The 19,581-nt window shown below is 70.8% G+C and carries 16 protein-coding genes; 9 read left to right on the forward strand and 7 right to left on the reverse strand.

Translation table 11 applies throughout. The features are described 5' to 3' along the window. Positions 1 to 4: 4 nt before the first annotated feature. Both ACFV5H_RS00425 and ACFV5H_RS00430 read right to left on the reverse strand, forming a co-directional pair. Positions 5 to 877 (reverse strand): MaoC family dehydratase, encoded by an 873-nt coding sequence (locus ACFV5H_RS00425; protein ID WP_385191903.1) that lies wholly within the window; start codon positions 875 to 877, stop codon positions 5 to 7. Between the two features lie 7 nt (positions 878 to 884). Continuing rightward, positions 885 to 2,192: a 3-oxoacyl-ACP reductase gene (locus tag ACFV5H_RS00430; RefSeq protein ID WP_385191906.1), complete on the reverse strand. Its 1,308-nt coding sequence runs from the start codon at positions 2,190 to 2,192 to the stop codon at positions 885 to 887. Positions 2,193 to 2,279: 87 nt separating this feature from the next. Here ACFV5H_RS00430 and ACFV5H_RS00435 point away from each other — a divergent pair, with 87 nt between their 5' ends. Both ACFV5H_RS00435 and ACFV5H_RS00440 read left to right on the forward strand, forming a co-directional pair. Beyond that, the gene (locus tag ACFV5H_RS00435) at positions 2,280 to 3,581 is read left to right on the forward strand and encodes an acetyl-CoA C-acetyltransferase (protein WP_385191909.1); all 1,302 of its coding nucleotides are present in this window, start codon (positions 2,280 to 2,282) and stop codon (positions 3,579 to 3,581) included. Between the two features lie 206 nt (positions 3,582 to 3,787). Then, on the forward strand, positions 3,788 to 5,710 hold the full coding sequence (locus ACFV5H_RS00440; protein WP_385045420.1) for an AMP-dependent synthetase/ligase: 1,923 nt from the start codon (positions 3,788 to 3,790) through the stop codon (positions 5,708 to 5,710). 1 nt (position 5,711) lies between these two features. Here the strand turns inward: ACFV5H_RS00440 and ACFV5H_RS00445 are convergent, their stop codons facing one another. From ACFV5H_RS00445 to ACFV5H_RS00455, 3 genes are all read right to left on the reverse strand, one after another. Further along, entirely contained in the window at positions 5,712 to 6,365 is a 654-nt protein-coding gene (locus ACFV5H_RS00445) for a methyltransferase domain-containing protein (protein ID WP_385191912.1), read from the reverse strand. A 229-nt stretch (positions 6,366 to 6,594) separates the two neighbouring features. Next, on the reverse strand, positions 6,595 to 6,909 hold the full coding sequence (locus ACFV5H_RS00450; protein WP_385045426.1) for an AzlD domain-containing protein: 315 nt from the start codon (positions 6,907 to 6,909) through the stop codon (positions 6,595 to 6,597). Beyond that, positions 6,906 to 7,631, reverse strand: coding sequence for an AzlC family ABC transporter permease (locus ACFV5H_RS00455; protein ID WP_385191914.1), 726 nt, complete (start codon positions 7,629 to 7,631; stop codon positions 6,906 to 6,908). Before ACFV5H_RS00455 ends, ACFV5H_RS00450 begins: the two co-directional genes overlap by 4 nt. Before the next feature lie 68 nt (positions 7,632 to 7,699). Here ACFV5H_RS00455 and ACFV5H_RS00460 point away from each other — a divergent pair, with 68 nt between their 5' ends. After that, a complete protein-coding gene (locus tag ACFV5H_RS00460; protein WP_385045431.1) occupies positions 7,700 to 8,266 on the forward strand; it encodes a helix-turn-helix domain-containing protein in 567 nt (188 codons plus the stop codon). A 120-nt stretch (positions 8,267 to 8,386) separates the two neighbouring features. Here the strand turns inward: ACFV5H_RS00460 and ACFV5H_RS00465 are convergent, their stop codons facing one another. Next, positions 8,387 to 8,590 (reverse strand): cold-shock protein, encoded by a 204-nt coding sequence (locus ACFV5H_RS00465; protein ID WP_003992177.1) that lies wholly within the window; start codon positions 8,588 to 8,590, stop codon positions 8,387 to 8,389. A gap of 319 nt (positions 8,591 to 8,909) precedes the next feature. On the opposite strand from ACFV5H_RS00465, the gene ACFV5H_RS00470 reads away from it, so the two are divergent. Together ACFV5H_RS00470 and ACFV5H_RS00475 are read left to right on the forward strand one after the other, a co-directional pair. Continuing rightward, entirely contained in the window at positions 8,910 to 9,758 is an 849-nt protein-coding gene (locus ACFV5H_RS00470; RefSeq protein WP_385045435.1) for a menaquinone biosynthetic enzyme MqnA/MqnD family protein, read from the forward strand. A 74-nt stretch (positions 9,759 to 9,832) separates the two neighbouring features. After that, positions 9,833 to 11,806, forward strand: coding sequence for a serine/threonine-protein kinase (locus ACFV5H_RS00475; protein ID WP_385191916.1), 1,974 nt, complete (start codon positions 9,833 to 9,835; stop codon positions 11,804 to 11,806). Positions 11,807 to 11,843: 37 nt separating this feature from the next. On the opposite strand, the gene ACFV5H_RS00480 is transcribed toward ACFV5H_RS00475, so the two are convergent. Beyond that, entirely contained in the window at positions 11,844 to 16,481 is a 4,638-nt protein-coding gene (locus ACFV5H_RS00480; protein WP_385191919.1) for an FtsK/SpoIIIE domain-containing protein, read from the reverse strand. A gap of 303 nt (positions 16,482 to 16,784) precedes the next feature. Between ACFV5H_RS00480 and ACFV5H_RS00485 the strand changes: the two genes are divergently transcribed. The 4 genes from ACFV5H_RS00485 (at position 16,785) to ACFV5H_RS00500 (ending at position 19,580) form a co-directional block, all read left to right on the forward strand. After that, positions 16,785 to 17,084 (forward strand): WXG100 family type VII secretion target, encoded by a 300-nt coding sequence (locus tag ACFV5H_RS00485; RefSeq protein ID WP_159535155.1) that lies wholly within the window; start codon positions 16,785 to 16,787, stop codon positions 17,082 to 17,084. Positions 17,085 to 17,238: 154 nt separating this feature from the next. Further along, entirely contained in the window at positions 17,239 to 17,514 is a 276-nt protein-coding gene (locus ACFV5H_RS00490) for a hypothetical protein (RefSeq protein WP_385191921.1), read from the forward strand. Between the two features lie 71 nt (positions 17,515 to 17,585). Further along, complete coding sequence (locus ACFV5H_RS00495) at positions 17,586 to 18,920, forward strand: hypothetical protein (RefSeq protein WP_385191924.1); 1,335 nt, start codon at positions 17,586 to 17,588, stop codon at positions 18,918 to 18,920. 9 nt (positions 18,921 to 18,929) lie between these two features. After that, positions 18,930 to 19,580, forward strand: a complete 651-nt coding sequence (locus ACFV5H_RS00500) for a hypothetical protein (protein WP_385191927.1) — start codon at positions 18,930 to 18,932, stop codon at positions 19,578 to 19,580. Position 19,581: the final 1 nt, after the last annotated feature.

Consider the following 19,581-nt stretch of genomic DNA (forward strand, 5'->3'; position numbering starts at 1 on the left):
GGGCTCAGACGGGGCGGACCTCCCCGGTCATGTGAACCCGGTCGCCGTCGCCGCGCAGTTCGAAGCGTCCGCCCTCCGCCGCGTACGTCACCGTCCCCGGCAGCAGCACCGGCGCCCGGAAGTCCGCGCGGACCTCCGCCGTGTCCGGGGTGCCGTGGGCGGCGAGGCAGCGGGCCACGGTCCACATGCCGTGCGCGATGGCGCGGGGGAAGCCGAAGAGGCGGGCGGTGAGCGGGTGCAGATGGATCGGATTGCGGTCGCCGGACGCGGCACCGTAGCGCCGTCCGACGTCCCCGGCCAGCCGCCACTCGTCGACGGCGGGCAGGGGTTCGCGTTCTTCCTCCTGGTCCTTCTGCCGTCCGGAGGTGGTCCGGTGGCGGGCCAGATACGTGCTCCGCGACTCCCACACGACGTCCCCGCCGTCCCGCATCTCGGTGACCACGGCGGCCTGGGTGCCGCGCCGGTGCGGGGCCAGTCCGTCGACGTACACCGTCAGCCCGTACGCGCCCGTGGCCGGTGTCGCCCGGTGCCGGGTGATCCGTACCGACGTGTGGACCAGGCCGAGGAGCGGGAGCGGGAAGTCCGGCCCGCTCATCAGCCGCATGGCGAGCGGGAAGCCCAGCACGTGCGGATACGTCACCGGCAGCGCGGCCTCGCCGGCCGGGGAGCCGGCCGGGAAGCCGGTCGGGAAGCCGCACACCCGCTCGTACGCGGCGAGCCGGGCGGTGTCGACGCGCAGGGCGGGCAGCACCAGCCGGGTGCGGGGGTGGGCGGCGTCGGGACGGGGGCGCCTGAAGGGCGACAGCAGGGCGCCGCGGGCGAGGAGCGGAGGGAGGGCCGGGGAGTGCGGGAGGACGACGGTCGGTGCGGACGTCATGGAACGCTCACGCCCCCAGCAGGCTCTGGCCGCAGACCCGTACGACCTGCCCGTTCACCGCGCCGGAGGCCGGGTGGGCGAGCCAGGCGGTGGTCTCGGCGACGTCGATGGGCAGGCCGCCCTGGGCGAGGGAGTTCATCCGGCGGCCCGCCTCCCGGATGAACAGCGGAACGGCCGCCGTCATCTTCGTCTCGATGAAGCCGGGCGCCACGGCGTTCACCGTCACCCCGTGCCCGTCGAGCGCGTGCGGCGCGAGGGCGCGGACCAGGCCGGTGATGCCCGCCTTGCTCGCCCCGTAGTTGGTCTGGCCGGCGTTCCCGGCGATCCCCGCGATGGACGCCGTGGCGACGATCCGTCCACCGCGCTTCAGGGTGCCGGCGGCGAGCAGCGCGTCGGTCGTGCGCAGCACGCTCGCCAGGTTCACCTCCAGCACCGGACTCCAGCGCTCGGCCGGCATGTTGACCAGCCGCCGGTCACGGGTGATGCCCGCGTTGTGGACGAGGACGTCGAGGCCGTCGGGGAGGGCTTCGGCGATGCGGGCGCCCGCGTCGGCGGCGGTGATGTCGAGGGGGAGCGCGATCCCGCCGAGCCGTTCGGCGACGCGCCGGGCGTCCGCCTCGGCCCCCGGTACGTCGAGGACGACCACCTCGGCGCCGTCCCGCGCCAGCGTCTCGGCGACCGCCTCGCCGATGCCGCGCGCGGCGCCGGTCACCAGGGCGGTACGGCCGGACAGGGGACGGTCCACGTCGTACGGGGCGGCGGTCTCGTATGCTCCGACGCCGATCACCTGGCCGCTGACGTAGGCGGACCTGGGGGAGAGCAGGAAGCGGAGGGTGGACTCGGCGGCGGGGGCGTCGGTGAGGCGGACCAGGTTCACGGTGATGCCCCGGCCGGTCTCCTTGCCGAGGGAGCGGGTGAAGCCCTCCAACGCCTGCTGGGCGGCGGCCTGATGGTGGTCGGCGGGGTCGAGCGGGGCGCCGAGCACCACGATCCGGCCGCTCGTGGCGACCGACCGTACGACGGGATGCAGGGCCGCGTGCACCTCGGCGAGCCCTTCGACGTCCCGTACCCCGGTGGCGTTCAGGACGACGGCGGCGGGCCGGCCCGTGGTGTCGTCCGGGGCGGGTCCGGTGCGGGCGAGGACGGGTGCGAGGTCGAGGTCGGACTTGCCGGCCGTGAGGTGGAGCAGGCCGCCGTCCAGGTCCGGCCGCTCCGGTGACCAGCGCCGCAGCGGCGCCGGCCGGGGGAGTCCCAGGCGGCGCGTGAGGAAGCGGCCGGGCGCGGTGCCGGTGAAGCTCAGATAGCGGTCGGCCATGGGGGACTCCCGGTGTGGTCTCGCCTTGCTTACTCTGGAGTAAGGTTACCGGAGGTAAGGGTATGTCACAGTGAGGAGCAGGTCGAGATGAGCACCCTCAAGCCGAACCCCCCGGGGCCGGCCGCCGTCCGGCGCGTCGCGGTCATCGGCGGCAGCCGCGTCCCCTTCGCCCGCTCCGACGGCCCCTACGCCACCGCCTCCAACCAGGAGATGCTCACCGCCGCGCTGGACGGCCTCGTCGAGCGGTACGAGCTGCAAGCCCCTGGCGCGGTGGGTGAGTTGGTCGCCGGTGCGGTCCTCAAGCACAGCCGTGACTTCAACCTCGCCCGCGAGACCGTCCTCGGCTCGGCGCTCGACGCCCGCACCCCCGCCTACGACATCCAGCAGGCCTGCGGCACCGGGCTCCAGGCGGTCGTCGCCGCCGCCAACAAGATCGCCCTCGGCCAGACGGAGGCCGCGATCGCCGGCGGCGCCGACACCGCGAGCGACGCGCCCCTAGGCGTCAACGACACTCTGCGCAAGGTGCTGTTGGAGGCGCGGCGCGCGAAGACGCCCGTCGCCCGGCTGAAGGCCCTGGCGAAGGTGCGCCCCGGCCATCTGGTCCCCGACATCCCGCGCAACGCCGAACCGCGCACGGGCCTGTCCATGGGCGAGCACGCCGCGGTCACCGCACGCGCCTGGGGCGTCACCCGCGAGGACCAGGACGAACTGGCGGCGACCAGTCACCAGCGGCTGGCGGCGGCGTACGAACGCGGTCTGTTCCAGGACTTGGTGGTGCCCTTCCGGGGCCTGGCCCGCGACCAGAACCTGCGCCCCGGCTCGACGGTGGAGAAACTCGCCGCACTGAAGCCGGTGTTCGGCCTCGACGGTCCCGACCCGACCATGACGGCGGGCAATTCGACCCCGCTCACGGACGGCGCCGCGCTGGTGCTGCTGGCGAGCGAGGAGTGGGCGGCGGAGCGGGGCCTGGAGCCGCTGGCCCACCTGACCGCGTACGAGACGGCCGCCGTGGACTTCGTGCACGGGGACGTCGCCGACGGCGAGGACGGGCTGCTGATGGCACCCGCGTACGCGGTCCCGCGCATGCTGGAGCGGGTCGGTCTCGGCATGGCGGACTTCGACCTGATCGAGGTCCACGAGGCGTTCGCCTCCCAGGTGCTGGCCACGCTGGCCGCCTGGGAGAAGCGCGGCCTCGCGCCCGTCGACCGCGCCCGGCTGAACGTGGCGGGCTCGTCCCTGGCCACCGGCCACCCCTTCGCCGCCACCGGCGCCCGCATCGTGGCCACCCTGGCGAAACTCCTCGCAGAACGGGACGCCCCCGCACGCGGACTGATCTCTATCTGCGCGGCGGGCGGCCAGGGGGTGACGGCGATCCTGGAGCGTACGTGAGTGACCCTCACGTAACCCGCAACATTGCACACCCCCGGCCCGGGACCATCCCCGAACCCGCACAGACCTTCCACGTCAGCGCCGTACGATCTCCGCACCGACCGGTGGTGACCCCTTTTCCCGCCGGCCACCGGTGAGCGCCTCGGCGTGCGGGGCACGTACGTCGTGGCATCACGCAGTTCCCCTGCACGCCCCAGGAGCCGCCCGTGTCCACCACGCATTCCTCCACCGCTGTCGACGCCGACGACTACGGAGCACCCGTCCTGGTCGAGCCGGAGACCCGGCGGCTGGACGGGGTCGTACGGGAAGCGTCCGTACCGCCGTTCGCGAAGCCGGTGCGGCACGGATCGCTCGCCGACCTGCCGTTCGAGAACGCGAGCACGGCGCCGGACGCGGTGGTGCTCAGCCGGAAGACGACGGACGGCAGTTGGCGGGACGTCACGGCGGAACGATTCGCCACCGAGGTCCTGGCCGTCGCGAAGGGGCTGATCGCCGAGGGCCTGATGCCGGGTGACCGGATCGCCGTCATGGCCCGCACCGTCTACGAGTGGACGGTGCTCGACTTCGCCGCGTGGGCGGCCGGGCTGGTCACCGTCCCCGTCTACCCGACCTCCTCCGTCTTCCAGACCCGCTGGATCCTGCACGACTCCGGCGCGGTCGCCCTGGTCACGGAGACGGCCGGCCAGGCCGCCGCCCTCGGCCCCGAACTTCCCCACCTCCCCGACCTGCGGCGGGTGTGGGTCGTGGAGAAGGGCCACGTCGACGCGCTCGCGGAAGCCGGTGCGCGCGTACCCGACCAGGAAGTCGAGGTGCGCCGCGGCGTCCTGGGCCCCGACACCCTCGCCACCCTCATCTACACCTCGGGCACCACCGGCCGCCCCAAGGGCTGCGCCCTCACCCACGGCAACTTCTTCGCCGAGGTGGACAACGCCATCGAGCTGCTCTACCCCGTCTTCAAGGCCCGGACCGGTGAAGAGGCCTCCGTCCTGCTCTTCCTGCCGATGTCCCACGTCTTCGGCAGGATGGTCGCCGTCGCCTGTGTGCGCGCCCGGGTGCGCCTCGGCCACGCGCCGAGCCTGGCGCCCGCGGACCTGCTGCCCGACCTGGCGAGCTTCCGGCCCACCTGCCTGCTGACCATCCCGTACATGCTGGAGAAGGTCTTCAACACCGCTCGGGCGAAGGCGGAGGCGGGCGGACGGCTCTCGGCCTTCGACCGCGCGGAGTCGGTGGCCCGCCGCTACGGCGAGGCGGTCGAGGCCGGCCAGACGGGGGCGGGAGCCGGCCCGTCCCGCTCCCTGAAGACGGCCCGCGCCTTCTACGACCCGCTCGTCTACCGCAAGATCCGCAACGCCATGGGCGGCAAGGTGCGTTACGCCATCTGCGGCGGCTCCCCGCTCGGCCCCCGCCTCGCCGCGTTCTACGCCGGTGCCGGTATCGAGATCTTCGAGGGCTACGGCCTGACGGAGACCACCGGCGCCTCGACGGTGACACCCCCGCTCAAACCCCGTCTGGGCACGGTGGGCTGGCCGCTGCCGGGGACGCGGATCCGCATAGCGGCGGACGGCGAGATCCTGGTCGGCGGCGACCATGTGCTGCGCGGCTACTGGGACCCCCAGGCGGGCGGGGTCGTGCCCGCCGCGCCCGACGGCTGGCTGCACACCGGCGACCTCGGCGAACTGGACGACGAGGGCTACCTGACCATCACGGGCCGCAAGAAGGAGCTGATCATCACCTCCGGCGGCAAGAGCGTCGCCCCGGCCCCGCTGGAGAACTGGCTCCGCTCGCACCCGCTGATCTCCCAGGTCATGGTGGTCGGCGACAACCGCCCCTACGTCTCCGCCCTGATCACCCTCGATCCCGACGGCATCTCCCACTGGCGCCGCATGAACGGCAAGCACCCGGTCCCGCCGGAACTCGTCCTCGACGACGAGGAGCTGTACGCGATCCTCCAGCGCGCGATCGACGAGGCCAACAAGATGCTCTCCCGCCCGGAGTCGATCCGCCGCTTCACCGTCCTCCCGGTGGACTTCACGGAGGAGGCGGGCCACCTGACCCCGTCGATGAAGCTGCGCCGGGAGGAGATCCTGCGGGACTTCGCGGCGGAGGTGGAGGGGCTGTACGCGGGGTAGATCACCGTGCCGCGCGGGCGATCAGGAACGCCTGGGGGGTCGACTCGCCCTGGTCCGTGTCGGCGGTGCGCACCGTGCGCTGGACGAGGGTGAAACCGGCCGCCTCCAGGAGCGCGGCGATGCGTTCCGGGCGCATGCGCCGGAAGTCGAGGGTGACCGGGTGGCCCCAGGGGCGGTCGTGACGGCGGGGTTCGTCGCCGCACTGGAACGCGAGCAGCAGATGGCCTCCGGGTGCCAGGACCCGGCGGAACTCGGCGTACACGGCGGGCAGTTCGTCCTGCGGAGTGTGGATGGTGGAGTACCAGGAGACCACGCCGGCGAGGGCGCCGTCGGGGAGGTCCAGGTTCCGCATCGAGCCCTGCTCGAAGCGCAGGCCGGGATTCTCGCGGCGGGCGATCGCGAGCATCCCCTCCGACAGGTCGAGACCGAAGACGGAGAGGCCGAGGGAGGCGAGATGCGCGGTCACCCGGCCGGGACCGCACCCCAGGTCGGCCACCCGGCCGCCCGCGCCGACCAGTTCGGCGAAACCGGCCATCACCGCCCGGTCCAGGGGCATGACGGAGAGGGAGTCACGGAACAGGGCGGCGTAGTCCTCGGCGACGGCGTCGTAGAAGGTACGGGTGGCGACCACGTGGTCGGCGTCGGTGGCGGTCATGGGCGGTGACCCTACTCGTCTCCACCGACAGCTCCGGGGGCATGGGGGTGAAACCGGCCTCGCGCTCTTTGTGGCCGGGCGGGCACGCACCGGACGCACCGCCGTGCCTGCTTGGTCCGGGGGCGGCTGTGCGGCTTTCGTGCCTGCTTGGTGCCGGGGGCTGCTTCCGTGCCCGCTCGGTCCGGGCGACGGTCACGTGGTTTTCGTGCCTGCTCGGCGTGGGGGACGGCTACCCGACCCCCACGCCCCGCAGCACCGCCGTCGTGGCCGCCGCCCCGAGGACGACCACCGCGAACGGCGCGCGCCGCCATGCCAGTACGCCGCCCACCAGCACCCCGGCCGGGCGCGCCCACCCCGCGAACCCGCCGCCCTCGGTGAGAGCCCCCGTCGCCAGCAGCGCCACCAGCAGGACCACCGCACCGGCGGACAGCAGCTCCCGCACCCGGACCGGCAGCTCCACCCGCCCGTGCAGCGCCGGCCCGACCAGCCGGAAGGCGTACGTCCCGACCGCCAGCACCAGGATCACCGCGACCGTCGAGCTCACACCGACCGCCCTCGCTCTCGTCCGTGCCCGCGTCCGTGCTCTCGCCCCCGCCCGTGCAGCGCCAGCCCCGCCAGGGCCACCAGCACCGGTACGCCCGCCGGCACCGCCGGTGTGACCGCCAGGGCCAGCGCCGATCCGGGCAGCGCGGCCCGGCGGACGTCGGCGTCCTCGCGCAGGGCGGGCAGGACGAGGGCGGCCAGTACCGCGGGGAAGGCCGCGTCCAGCCCGTAGCGCGCCGTGTCCCCCAGCGCGCTGCCGGCCAGCGCGCCCGCCGCCACCCCGGTGTTCCACACGGCGAACATCCCGAGCCCCGAGATCCAGAACGCCGCCCGTCGCCGTGCCGGGTCCCGCTGGGCCAGGGTGAAGGCCACCGTCTCGTCGGTCACCAGGTGCGCCCCGACCAGGCGGGCGAGCCTTCCCGGGCCGATGTGCTCGGCGACGGCGAGACTGAAGGCGACCGTACGGGTGTTGAGCAGCAGTCCCGTGGCCGCCGCCGCGACCGGACCGCCCCCGGCCAGCAGCACACCCACCGCGCTGAACTGGGCGGAGCCCGCGTACACCACCAGCGACATCACCACCGGCACCCACACCGGCAGCCCGCCGGCGACGGCGATCGCCCCGAACGACACGCCGACGACGCCCCCGGCCAGACAGACCAGGGACACGTCCCGGAGCAGATCGGGGTCGAGGAAGGCGGGAGTTGTTCGCTGTACCGAACGCATGTTTCCTACCATGGACAGAAGAGACAGCGTTCGTCAAGACGAACGATCGTACCGCTGGAGCGAACGACATGACCGATGGCCCCCCGCCCCGCCTCCCCCTCGACCGGATCGCCGCCGCCCTGCGCCGCGAACGCGTCCGCGTCGGCCTCTCCCTCTCCGAGCTGGCCAAACGGGCCGGAATCGCCAAGTCCACGCTGTCCCAGCTGGAGGCGGCGAGCGGAAATCCGAGCATGGAGACGATCTGGGCGCTGGCGGTGGCGCTCGGGGTGCCGTTCAGCGCGCTGGTGGAGTCCCCGGTGCCGTCCGTGCGGGTGATCAGGGCGGGGCAGGGGCCGACCGTGCACTCCGAGCGGTCCAGTTACGTCGCCACCCTGCTGTCGGCGAGCCCGCCGGGCGCGCGGCGCGACATCTACGCGGTGGGGCTGGAACCGGGGACCGTACGCGCCTCCGAGCCGCACATTCCGGGGACCGTGGAGCACATCGTGGTCAGCGCGGGACGGGTGAAGGCGGGGCCCGGCGGAGAGAGCGCGGAACTCGGCCCGGGGGACTACATGACGTACCGCGGGGATGTGCCGCACGCGTACGAGGCACTGGAGGCCGGCACGAAATTCGTGCTGGTCATGCAGCACGTATGAGAGGAATTCCCCGAATATTCACCGAAGTATTTCGGTGATGGAGGGGAAAAGGCAGGAGCCCCGTCGCCTGACGGCGCGGGGCTCCTTGGGTACTGCTAGTCGTTCCCGGATCGGCGAGGATCAGACCGGGGTGACGTTCTCCGCCTGCGGGCCCTTCGGACCCTGCGTGACGTCGAAGGACACCTGCTGGTTCTCCTCAAGGGAGCGGAAGCCGCTCGCGTTGATCGCGGAGTAGTGGACGAAGACGTCGGGGCCGCCGCCTTCCTGGGCGATGAAACCAAAGCCCTTTTCGGCGTTGAACCACTTCACGGTTCCGGTAGCCATAAGCCCTCCTTGGGCCCAAAGGGTTGCCCTGCTCCAGAACCAGCAAGTGTGAAGACCAATTCCGCACAAGTGCATCCGTCTGAGAACGACGAGAGCCCGCGGTCACATGCTCCGCAGGCTCTGTACTGCAAGGGAAACCAAACTGCAACTTGCGGAAGAGCCTAGCACGCAGGCCCCCGAATGCAATAGGGGTCAAGATCACGTCACCCGAATGTTTGAACGCCCCGTCCGTCACGGGCGTTCGGTCGAACATTTGGACGATCGGGGGGACCGAGGGGGCGAAGGTCCGCCCGCCGGGGACGAGGACTAGCCTCACGATGTGGACAATCCTCGCACCCGGCCGCGCGTCGGCCACATCCAGTTCCTGAACTGCCTGCCCCTGTACTGGGGGCTCGCGAGAACGGGCACGCTCCTCGACTTCGAGCTGACGAAGGACACCCCGGAAAAGCTCAGTGAGAAGCTGGTGCAGGGCGACCTCGACATCGGGCCCGTCACCCTCGTCGAGTTCCTCAAGCACGCGGACCAGCTCGTCGCCTTCCCGGACATCGCCGTCGGCTGCGACGGCGATGTGATGTCCTGCGTGATCGCCTCGCAGGTCCCGCTGGACCGGCTGGACGGAGCGCGGGTCGCCCTCGGGTCGACCTCCCGCACCTCCGTACGCCTCGCCCAGCTCCTCCTCGCCGAGCAGTACGGCGTACGGCCCGACTACTACACCTGCCCGCCCGACCTGAGCCTGATGATGCAGGAGGCCGAGGCGGCCGTCCTCATCGGGGACGCGGCCCTGCGCGCCAACATGCTCGACGGACCCCGCTACGGGCTCGACGTGCACGACCTGGGCGCCCTGTGGAAGCAGTGGACGGGCCTGCCGTTCGTCTTCGCGGTGTGGGCGGTGCGCCGCGACTACCTGGAGCGCGAGCCGGTCATCACCCGCAGGGTGCACGAGGCCTTCCTCGCCTCCCGCAACCTCTCCCTGGAGGAGGTCGACAAGGTCGCCGAGCAGGCGGCCCGCTGGGAGGCCTTCGACGAGGCGACCCTGGCGCAGTACTTCACCACCCTCGACTTCAGCTTCGGCGCCCCGCAGCTGGAGGCGGTCGCCGAGTTCGCCCGCAGGGTGGGACCGACGACGGGCTTCCCGGCCGACGTGAAGATCGATCTGCTCCGGCCCTGAGGCCACGGGCCGCCCGCCCACTACCCTGCTGGAAGGTTCCGGCGTACGGGCGTGACGGGGGAGGGGTGGACGCCATGCGGCCGCTCGAAGTGGACGAGCCCACGGTCGTGGGCCCCTACCGGCTGCTCGGCCGGCTCGGCTCCGGCGGCATGGGCCGGGTCTATCTGGGCCGCAGCGCCGGGGGCCGCACGGTCGCGGTGAAGATCGTGCACCCCCACTTCGCGCTGGACGAGGAGTTCCGCGCCCGCTTCCGGCGCGAGGTCGACGCGGCCCGCCGGGTCGGCGGCGCCTGGACGGCCCCCGTCCTCGACGCCGACCCCGACGCCCGGGTCCCCTGGGTCGCCACCGCCTACGCGGCCGGCCCGTCCCTCGCCGCGGCGGTCACCGACACCGGCCCGCTGCCCGCGCCCACCGTACGGGCGCTGGGCGCGGGGCTGGCCGAGGCGCTGACGGCCGTACACGCACTGGGCCTGGTGCACAGGGACGTGAAGCCGTCCAACGTCCTCCTCACCCTCGACGGCCCCCTCCTGATCGACTTCGGCATCGCACGCGCCACGGAGGGCACGGCGTCCCTGACGTCGACGGGCGTGTCGATCGGCTCCCCCGGCTACATGTCCCCCGAGCAGATCCTCGGCAAGGGCGTGACGGGCGCGGCGGACGTCTTCTCCCTCGGCGCGGTACTGGCGTACGCGGCGACGGGCAGCCCCCCGTTCCCCGGCGACTCCTCGGCGGCCCTGCTGTACAAGGTCGTGCACGAGCCGCCCGAACTGGGCGAACTGGACGGCGACCTGCGCGAGCTCGTCGAGGCATGCCTCGACAAGTCCCCGTCCGCCCGCCCGGCCCCCACCGAACTGGCCCGCCGCCTGTCCCCCGAGGGCGGCGCGGCCCGCCTGGTGGCGGCCGGCTGGCTGCCGGGGCCCCTGGTGGAGCAGGTGAGCCGGGCCGCGGTACGACTTCTGAACCTGGAGGCGACGGGGGAGGGGCCGTCGGGGCCGGTGGGGTTCAGCAGGCCGTCGGTGGGGGAGGCGGCGGTGGGCGATGGGGCCGGTGTGGCGCCGGCGGGTGAGGCTTTGCCGGCCGGGGGCTTCGGTGATCCGGGGGCGGGTGGCTCCGTGGCAGCCGGGGGCTTCGGTGGTGCGTCGGCGGGTGGGGCTCCGCCGGCTGGGGGCTTCGGTGGTGCGTCGGCGGGTGGGGCTCCGCCGGCTGGGGGCTTCGGTGGTGCGCCGGCGGGTGGGACGGCGGTGGCCGGGGGCTTCGGTGATCCGGGTGCGGGTGGCTCCGCGCCGGCCGGGGGTCCCGGTGAGCTGTCCGCGGGTGGCTCCGCGTCGGCCGGCTCGGTGTCCGGGGCCTTCGGCCCGCCGCCCGTGATGCCGGTGACACAGGGACCGGGCGTGGCCGCCGTCCCGGAGCCACGCGACGCACCGCCCCACGTCCTCGCGGCCCCGCACCCGCCCACTCAGCCGGTGGACCGGGGCGGCCCCGGGAAACTCTCCGTCTCCGTGGCGGCCACCTCCTCCGCCCAGCCCGGTGGCAGAGGCCGGCGGGTCAGCTGCACGGTCGCCCTCACGGTGGCGGGCGCGCTGGCCGCGGTGACCGTCGGCTCCGTGTTCGTACTCGACCTGCTGCCGGGCGGCTCCCGGGGCGGCGGCCCTTCGAGTTCCGACGGCGGGTCCCAGCCCGCGGCACCGCCCACCACCGTCCCCGCCGCCTACCTCGGCACCTGGGAGGGCCAGGCCGCCTCCCGCGAGAGCATCGCCATCCCGCTCGGCACCTTCCGCGTCACCCTCGAGCAGGCGAAGGTCGGCGAACAGGTGGGCACCCTGCGCCACACGGACATCTTCGGCGGCGTCTGCGACGACGTCCTCACCCTGAAGCAGGTCACGGAGAAGCAGCTCGTCACGACCTCCGTCGGCGCGACGTCCAACCGCGACGTCTGCAACCAGGCCGAGCACACGGTCCGCCTCACCCCGGTCGGCGACGACCTGGTCTACGAGTCGGACAGCAAGGAGTCGGGGTCGCCGAAGGCCCGGCTGTCGAAGATCGAGTAGCGGCGGACTCCGGCACGTCGGGCAGGCCGCCCACCGCTCACCCCGGCACCACGACCGTCCGCAGCTCCCCGTCCCCGAGGTGGAGCATGCCCTTGCCCGGGGCCACCTGACCGCCGACCATGCCGCGGGACAGCCGTACGCCGATGAGGTCGCCGCTGGACGACTCCTGCGGCGAGAGCAGAATCCCGCGCCGGGCCTTCTTCGCGTCGACCTGCCAGCCGGAGAAGCCGCTGCACACGTCCTCCTCGTCACCGGCGATGACGAGGGCGAGCCCGCGCTCGGCACCACGGGAGATGAGCTTCTTCATCTGGCTCTCGGCGTCGCAGTCCTCCAGGAGCTCCCCGTCGTCGATGAGCACGGCGATCGGCTCGTCCGTCGACGCCTCGTCGATCAGCTCCTCGAACTCGTCCTCGTCGATGTCGTCACCGGTGAAGACCTTCAGCACGCCCTCCGTGCCGTCCAGTTGGCGCAGCGGTGACTGGCGCGGGGCGGCGACCACCAGCCGGGTGCCGTGCGCGAGGAACGACTGCGCGAAGTTCATCAGCACCGTCGAACGGCCCGACTTGGCCGGACCGGCGATGACGAACGCCGGTACGCCGTCCGCCAGATCGGGACCGAAGCCCACGATCTCGTCGCCACCGATGCCGGCCAGCCCCCACAGCCTGGACCGGGACCCCTCCGGGTCGCGCATCTCCCACGCCTCCGGGAAGGAGATCCGGCTCGGCAGGCTGTCCACCCGGAACGGGCGCCGTGCACGCGGCACTTCGGCGTCACGGGCGGCCGCCGCCTCGCCGATGGCCGTGAGCGCCGCCGCCTGGCCCTGACCGGTGGTGTCCTCGGCGAGCAGCGCGAACTGCGTCTCCGTACCGGCCTCGTTGCGGAAGGCGCGGCCCGGCGGGATCTCCTCCGGCACCTTGCGGGCCGGGATGCCGAGCGAGGAGAAGTCGCTGCGGTCGGCCAGCCGCAGACCGTACTTGTCCTCGGTGAGGGAGGCGATCCGGCCCACCAGCAGCGTCCGGTCGCCGGTCAGGACGAGGTGGATGCCGACGCTCGCCCCTTCCCGCATCATCGTCTGCAGCTCGTCGGTGAGCGAACCGTGGTCGATCTCGCCGAGCGTGGGCACCCAGCCCTCCCAGCGGTCCAGCAGCACCACGATGTGCGGCAGCCGCTCCTCCTCGGCGACCGCGGCCCGCTGCTCGCCGATGTCCGCGAAGCCCTTGTCCGCCAGCAGGTCCTGCCGGCGGGACAGTTCGCCCTTGAGCCGGTTGACGAGCCGGATCACCCGTTCGGTCTGGTTGCGGCCGACGACCGCGCCGCAGTGCGGCAGCCGGGTCAGCGCGTTCAGCGCGCCGTTGCCGCAGTCGATGCCGTACAGATGGACGTCGGCGACGGAGTGGGTGCGGGCCAGGGAACCCGCGATGGTGCGCAGCACCTGGGACCGGCCGCTGCGCGGGGCACCACCGATCATCAGATGGCCGAAGCCGGCGAAGTCGACGGTGACCGGACGGCGGGCCTGGTCGCCCGGCAGGTCCTCGATGCCGAACGGGGCCGGCGGCAGCTTGCCCGGCGCGAGCGCGACGGCCGGAACCTCGACGTCGTCGAGCAGCAGCATCTCGTCCAGCGCGGGCAGCCAGGGACTGTGCTGGGCCGGGATGCCGAGCGCGCTGTTGGCCTCGCGCACCGCGTCGACGAGCACCTTCAGGTCGGTGATCTCGTCGTCCTCGCGAGCCTCCGACTTCGGCTTGGCCAGCGCGGCCCGCCCCAGGTCCTCCCAGGTCAGCGGGGACACCCAGGGCGCGAGGGCGGCCGGATCCGCCGCCCCCGGCCGCCGGCCACCGACCCGCCCCGACTGGAACGGCACCAGCGAGGCGTGACCGAGCCGCGCGTACGCCCGGCCGGGGGTGCTCTTCGCGATGTGTCCGGCCTCGGGCGAGTCGATGACGTCGGTCGACTCACCGGCGTCCGTCACCCGCAGGGCGATACGGAGGTTGGTGTTGGCGCGGATCTCGGGGGACACCACACCGCTCGGCCGCTGCGTGGCGAGCAGCAGGTGAATGCCGAGGGACCGCCCTCGCTGGGCGATGTTCACGAGCCCCGTGACGAAGTCCGGCAGATCACGCACCATCGACGCGAACTCGTCGATGACGATGAGCAGCCGCGGCACGGGCGCGTGGGACGGATCCCGCCGCACCAGGTCCTGGTAGTCCTCGATGTCCTTGGCGTCCGCGGCGGCCAGAATGTGCTCGCGCCGCTTCAGCTCGGCACCCAGTGACTCCAGCGCCCGTTCCACGAGATGGGCGTCGAGGTCGGTCACCATGCCGACGGTGTGCGGCAGTTTGACGCAGTCCTTGAAGGCGGAGCCTCCCTTGTAGTCGACGAGGACGAACGTCATGTTCTCGGGCGTGTTGGCGACGGCCAGCGCGGCGACGATCGTCTGCAGCAGCTCGGACTTACCGGATCCGGTCGTACCGGCGATGAGCCCGTGCGGCCCGTCCTTGCGCATGTCGATGCCGAATGGCCCGTCGTACGACTCACCGATCACGGCGAGCGTCGACTGCCCGCCCATCCGCCACCGGGCGCCGATCGCGTCGGCCGTCGGCGGCTCGAGCTGGAGCACGTCGAGGAGCCGGCTGGAGCCGGGCAGCGCCGAGTCCTCCGTCTCCCCGCTGATGTCGCGCAGCGGCGACAGCGAACGGGCGAGCCGCAGACACCACGCCGGAGGGACGAAGTCCGGCCGTACGTCCTTGATCCGCTCCGCGCCCGCCTCCTCGACGCGCAGCCGCAGCTTGTCGGGCTCCTGGGCCGGACTGGGCTCGGGCGAGCCGGTGTGCCAGGCCTGGAAGGAGGGAAAACCGCCGCTCACCTGCTGAGTCCGGGCTTGCTGCTGCTCCTGGTCGTTCTCTTCGACCCTGGGCTCGGCGACGACGAACGCCTGGCACTCACCCGGCAGGAACCGCTCCTCGGCGTCGAGGCAGAGCGCGAACACGGACACGGACGGCCCCTCACGCAGCAGCCGCACCACACCGGGCAGCGACCGCAACCGCCGCGAGCCGTCCCATACGACGACGATGTCCGGATCGCTGAACGACGTGCCCTGCGAACGCGCCTGCTCGGCGGCCTTCTTGCGCGCGTCGAGGATCTGCGTCAGCTCACCGATACGGGCGCCGACGGTCTCGGCGTCGGTACCGATGAGGACGTTGACGTCCTGCCCCCCGGACGGCCGGGCGTGCGGCAGCCACCGCATCCAGTCCCAGGACGACTGGGCGGAGTTCTCGCTCAGCACGTAGAACTGCACGTCCATCGGGCTGTGCAGCGCGGCGGTCTGCGCCACCGCCCACCGCCCGAGGGCCCGCGCGGAGTCACCGGGCCCCGCCACACCGATCACCCCGAGGGAGCGCAGGTTCAGCGCGACGGGCGCGTCCTCGATCTTCCAGGTCACCTGACGCCGGTGGTCGTCCTGCTCGGGATCGTCGAGCACGACCTCGGAGGGCAACCGCCCCGTCCCGAACCGCAGCAGCAGATGATCCCGGTCGGTCCGCCGCCGCTCCCACAACCGGGTCCGCGGCCCGGTACCCATCGACAGCACGGTCGCCGGGTCGGGAATGGCGTGCCGCCGGTCGTTCCGCTCCTGGACCAGCGCCTCCTGGGCGTCCTTCTCGATCCGCTCCTTCTGCTCCTCGTACTCCTTGACCTGCTTCGCGTGGGACTTGCGCCCGTGCTTCTTGTCGTTGAAGTAGTTGGCGAAGAGCAGGATGGGGCTGAGCCCCGCCATGATCAGGTAGTACCAGCGCTGGAAGATCGTCACCATGACGACCGCACCGACGAGCGGCGTCAACGCCATCAGCCACGGCAGCGGCCGGGCCTCGTACTCGCGGGGCGCCGACGGCAGCCGGAAGTTGGTCTGCCGCTCGGCCGGACGCAGCCGGGGCGGCCGGTTGTAGTCGAGCCCGACGCCGTCGTCGGACCACTTGAGGGCGGCGTTGGGCGGGGTGTAACGGGTCAGCTCGAGAAGGGTGTTGCCGAGTCCGATCTGCGCACCGAGGGGCCAGTCGAACCGGTCGGCCTTCTCGCCGGCGGAGTCCTCAGCGCCCTTCCGGCGCTTCTTGCGTCCCTTGCTCTCCTTGTCGCCCTCTTCCTCCTCGGGACCGGCGATCGGCTTCCCGTCGAGAGTGACGCCCTCCTCGTCGCGGTGGAGGACGACGTGACACGTCCCGTCGGTGGCGACGGAGAGGGTGAGGGCCCGGCCGTCGACCTCAGGGTCCTCGACCCGGACGTACGAGGCCGCCCCGCTGCCGATGTCGTACCGCCCCACCCCGAGCCGGTGCACGAACCCGGCGGCCGGCCCGCCGACGACCCGCAACTCGACGAGCCCGGACGGCTCACCGGGCAGACACCCGGAGGGATCCTGCAGGGACACGACCGCGCCGTCACGCAACGGCGACCCGACGACGGTGGCACCGGGATCGACGGCATACCCGTCCACATACACGGCGGGCGCACCACCGCCCGATGCCTGCCGCTGCTGCCCGATGGGAATGATCTGCGCACCGCCGCGCCCCACCTGCGCGGCCAGCTCCTGCGCGATGTCCCCGACAGTGGACTCGGGATCGGCATCGAGTACGACGTCGGCGGCGTCCCCGCCGAACGGATCGACGACGGTCAGAGTCAGGCGCACGCTTGTCCTCCCCAGGCCCCGTGACCGCTTCCACCCCGCGCGTCACAGTCCCGCCGACGATATCGGCTCACGCCCGGGCCGGGGCAGTCGGGGAGCACGCCCGCATTCCCGACAGCAACGGCGTACACGACTCCACGCCTCCGCCTTCACAAGACGGGGATGTGCCACCACAGTTCACCCCCGTAAGCTGCTGCCGCAAGAGCGGACGATCGCACCGGCGGCCCCAGCGGCCCCGTGCCGACAGTTCCGCAAACAGGGAGCCACGGGGGTTGGCCCTGCGGCGTTGCGAGAGGGAGCGGCTTCATGGCCAAGGACCTTGACATCACATATCAGGACATGCGGGAAGCTGCCAAGCATGTCGTGAAGGAGAAGGAGAAGCTCCAGGAGAAGCTGGACGCCCTCCGCAAGTACATCAACAACCTGGTCAACTCCGGCTACGTCACGAAGTCCTCCTCCAAGGCCTTCGACGAGAACTTCGACGAGTTCACCAACGGCGCGAAGACCACGCTCGACGGCCTGGACGGCATGGGCGACTACCTGACCATGGCGGCCGACAAGTTCGAGCAGATCGACGACGAGCTGGCGAAGGCGGCTCGGAAGTAGGACTCCGTCCCGTCCTTGAGGTGCGGTGAGGCCACAGAGCCTTGCCGCACCGCTGGTCCGGCGGCGCGGGGAAATGCGACGGGGATGGGAAGACGGGGGAGTCATGTCTGGTGAAGGTGACCACACTCGGGCTGATCTCGATGTAATCAAAGAAATGGGAACCGGGCTCGACAACGTGAGGAAGGCCTTCGAAAGGCTGGAAAAGCTCACAGGGAAGTACGGGGATGACTTCGGGCACCGGGATCTAGCGGGCACTTTCGAGGACTTCGCCGGAAACTGGGAGATCAACCGCGAAAAACTGACCGATGAAGTAAAGGCGTTGGCCAAGCTCGCCAACGATGCGGCCAAGATTTACGAGGACATCGACCACGCGCTGGCCGAGGCGATCCGGGGTGCTCAGAAGCCGAAGTCGCCAAAAAGGGGGAAGTAGGCGTGTCTGGACGGCCCCGTGATTGGAACCCGGTTGCTGATAGCGACCCTGTGCCCGGCGACCCTGACCAGGTGGCTACCCTCGGCCGACAGCTCCGTAGCACTGCAGAGGAATTGGATCGACAGATCAAGAACCTCAAGGCGGTCGCCGAGGTGGACGCCTGGGACAGCAAGGCGGGAAAGGAGTTCCGCGATAAGGCAAAGGGCAACGTCAAGAAGCTCGAAGCGGCACTGAAGCGGTACGACGTCGCGGCCGACGCCCTGGGCACCGAGGTGACGGAGGTCGGCGGCGGGTACCAGGACAAGCTTCAGGCCAAGTACACGAACTACGCGTCCGACCTGAACCGCGCTCAGGAAATCGCCGACTCGGCTCTTCGTGAAGCCAAGGATGCGGACGACCGCAAAGGTGCCGCCCAGCGGAGTTTGGACACCCTTTCCGAGAAGGAAAAGGGTGACAAGAAGAAGCTGCAGGAGCAGTTGGATTCCGCAGGCGACGAAATCGACGCCGCCCGAGAGAAGGTCAACCAGGCCAAGGCCATCCGGGACAAGGCGGCGAAGCTCGCACGTGAAGCACTAGACGATGCCATTAATAACGACTCGTTGAAGGACGGTTTCTGGGACAAATTCGATGACTGGGTGGATTCGGTCGGAGGGTGGGCGGAGGAATTGGCCACTTATTTTGGTCTGGCCGCGCTCGCTGTCGGCTGGATTCCCATCATTGGTCAAGCCTTGGCCGGCGTCCTGGGGGCGATCTCCACAATCTTTACGTTGGTGAGTTCCCTCGCCACATTAATTCAGGTCATCCGAGGTGACAAAGGACTGAAGGACCTCGCGTTCACGGTGCTGGGCTTCGCCGTGATGGGAGTGGGAAAAGCGTTTACTAAGGTTGCCGGACGATATGCAAATCAAGCCATGAGCCAGATGGGCAAGGCCGGAGTTGCCCGAACCGCCAGGCAGCGTGGGCGCGCACGAAAGGGGATCAATAAGCTTGCAGGGGAGCAGGGTAACTTTGGCAAGGGCTGGCTGAAGGGGAAGATGGAGACCTTCAAGCTGGAGCCAGGCGACGGCTGGAAGTCGACGAAAGAGGTGTTTACGGAGCCTTTCTCCAAAGCGTGGGCGGAAAACTTTAGGACTTTGTCCAGTCCCGGCAGTTGGACAGATGCTTGGCAGAAGGTCGTGATTCGAGGCGAGGGAAACACTATGCTGGGGACGGGACGCTCGTTTTCCTTGGCGGATCCGGGCATTGCGTCTCAGTTGAAAGACATTAAGTTTGCCACTCAGGGTTTGGATGGCTATGAAGCAGTTAATCGACTCTCGAGGACGGCGACTGAGCTATCCGTGGTGGGGGCCGGTGTTACTTCTGTGGGAATGGCTCTAGACGGTAACCTGAACCCGCTGTTGGATTGAGGGGAGCTTATGGTGGACGCGCGTGACACCGGTGTGCCGTATGACGGCCTCCTGAGTCAATTTGACTTCCAGGCGGGCTGGGTCGACCTGACGCTTGATCACGGCACCCAAGCAGAGGCGCTCGGCCTGGCTGCGGCACTGATGCAGCGGCACTTCAACATCCTTCAGCGGACAGTAAGTGACCGTGATTTGCTGAAAGACTTGGTTGACAGGGCGCTCTTTCTTAACGAGAAGGAACCGGAGCTTGCGGCCGCCTACTACACACCTGATGGCGTGGGGCTCGCTGACCTCTGGGTCGACTCGTACGGTGATGAGGGAAATTCCAGGCCATCGCCATCCGAGGTGACACCTCTTCTGCTTGACTGGTCGAATGGCAAGGTGGTCGGTGAGCCTGACTTCAGGTACTTGGACCTGAAGGCGGGGCCGGCTGTCCGAGTGCAGGCCATGTTGAAAGCCAAACGGGTTCTCGGGTTCGGAGCCAAACTGGCTGAGTTCATCAGGTATGCTGTTTTTCCTCCTGCAGTAGATTACATAGTTGTCGTCACTGTCATGTGGCGTGACATGACAGCGTCCGATGAACTCGTTCGGATCACGGATGAACTGGTTGCCACGATGAAGCAGGTGTCAGTGGGCACCAAGGACGAGGCCGGATCGGGCTGAG

The sequence above is a fragment of the Streptomyces sp. NPDC059787 genome, assembly GCF_042732315.1.
GTDB classification, from domain to species: Bacteria; Actinomycetota; Actinomycetes; order Streptomycetales; family Streptomycetaceae; genus Streptomyces; species Streptomyces atrovirens.

Coding starts and splice junctions, on each gene's coding strand:
- ACFV5H_RS00490 (WP_385191921.1), top strand. CDS start 17,239: ATGGGAACCGGGCTCGACAACGTGAGGAAGGCCTTCGAAAGGCTGGAA.
- ACFV5H_RS00465 (WP_003992177.1), bottom strand. CDS start 8,590: ATGGCTACCGGAACCGTGAAGTGGTTCAACGCCGAAAAGGGCTTTGGT.
- ACFV5H_RS00435 (WP_385191909.1), top strand. CDS start 2,280: ATGAGCACCCTCAAGCCGAACCCCCCGGGGCCGGCCGCCGTCCGGCGC.
- ACFV5H_RS00430 (WP_385191906.1), bottom strand. CDS start 2,192: ATGGCCGACCGCTATCTGAGCTTCACCGGCACCGCGCCCGGCCGCTTC.
- ACFV5H_RS00455 (WP_385191914.1), bottom strand. CDS start 7,631: ATGCGTTCGGTACAGCGAACAACTCCCGCCTTCCTCGACCCCGATCTG.
- ACFV5H_RS00460 (WP_385045431.1), top strand. CDS start 7,700: ATGACCGATGGCCCCCCGCCCCGCCTCCCCCTCGACCGGATCGCCGCC.
- ACFV5H_RS00425 (WP_385191903.1), bottom strand. CDS start 877: ATGACGTCCGCACCGACCGTCGTCCTCCCGCACTCCCCGGCCCTCCCT.
- ACFV5H_RS00485 (WP_159535155.1), top strand. CDS start 16,785: ATGGCCAAGGACCTTGACATCACATATCAGGACATGCGGGAAGCTGCC.
- ACFV5H_RS00445 (WP_385191912.1), bottom strand. CDS start 6,365: ATGACCGCCACCGACGCCGACCACGTGGTCGCCACCCGTACCTTCTAC.
- ACFV5H_RS00475 (WP_385191916.1), top strand. CDS start 9,833: ATGCGGCCGCTCGAAGTGGACGAGCCCACGGTCGTGGGCCCCTACCGG.
- ACFV5H_RS00500 (WP_385191927.1), top strand. CDS start 18,930: ATGGTGGACGCGCGTGACACCGGTGTGCCGTATGACGGCCTCCTGAGT.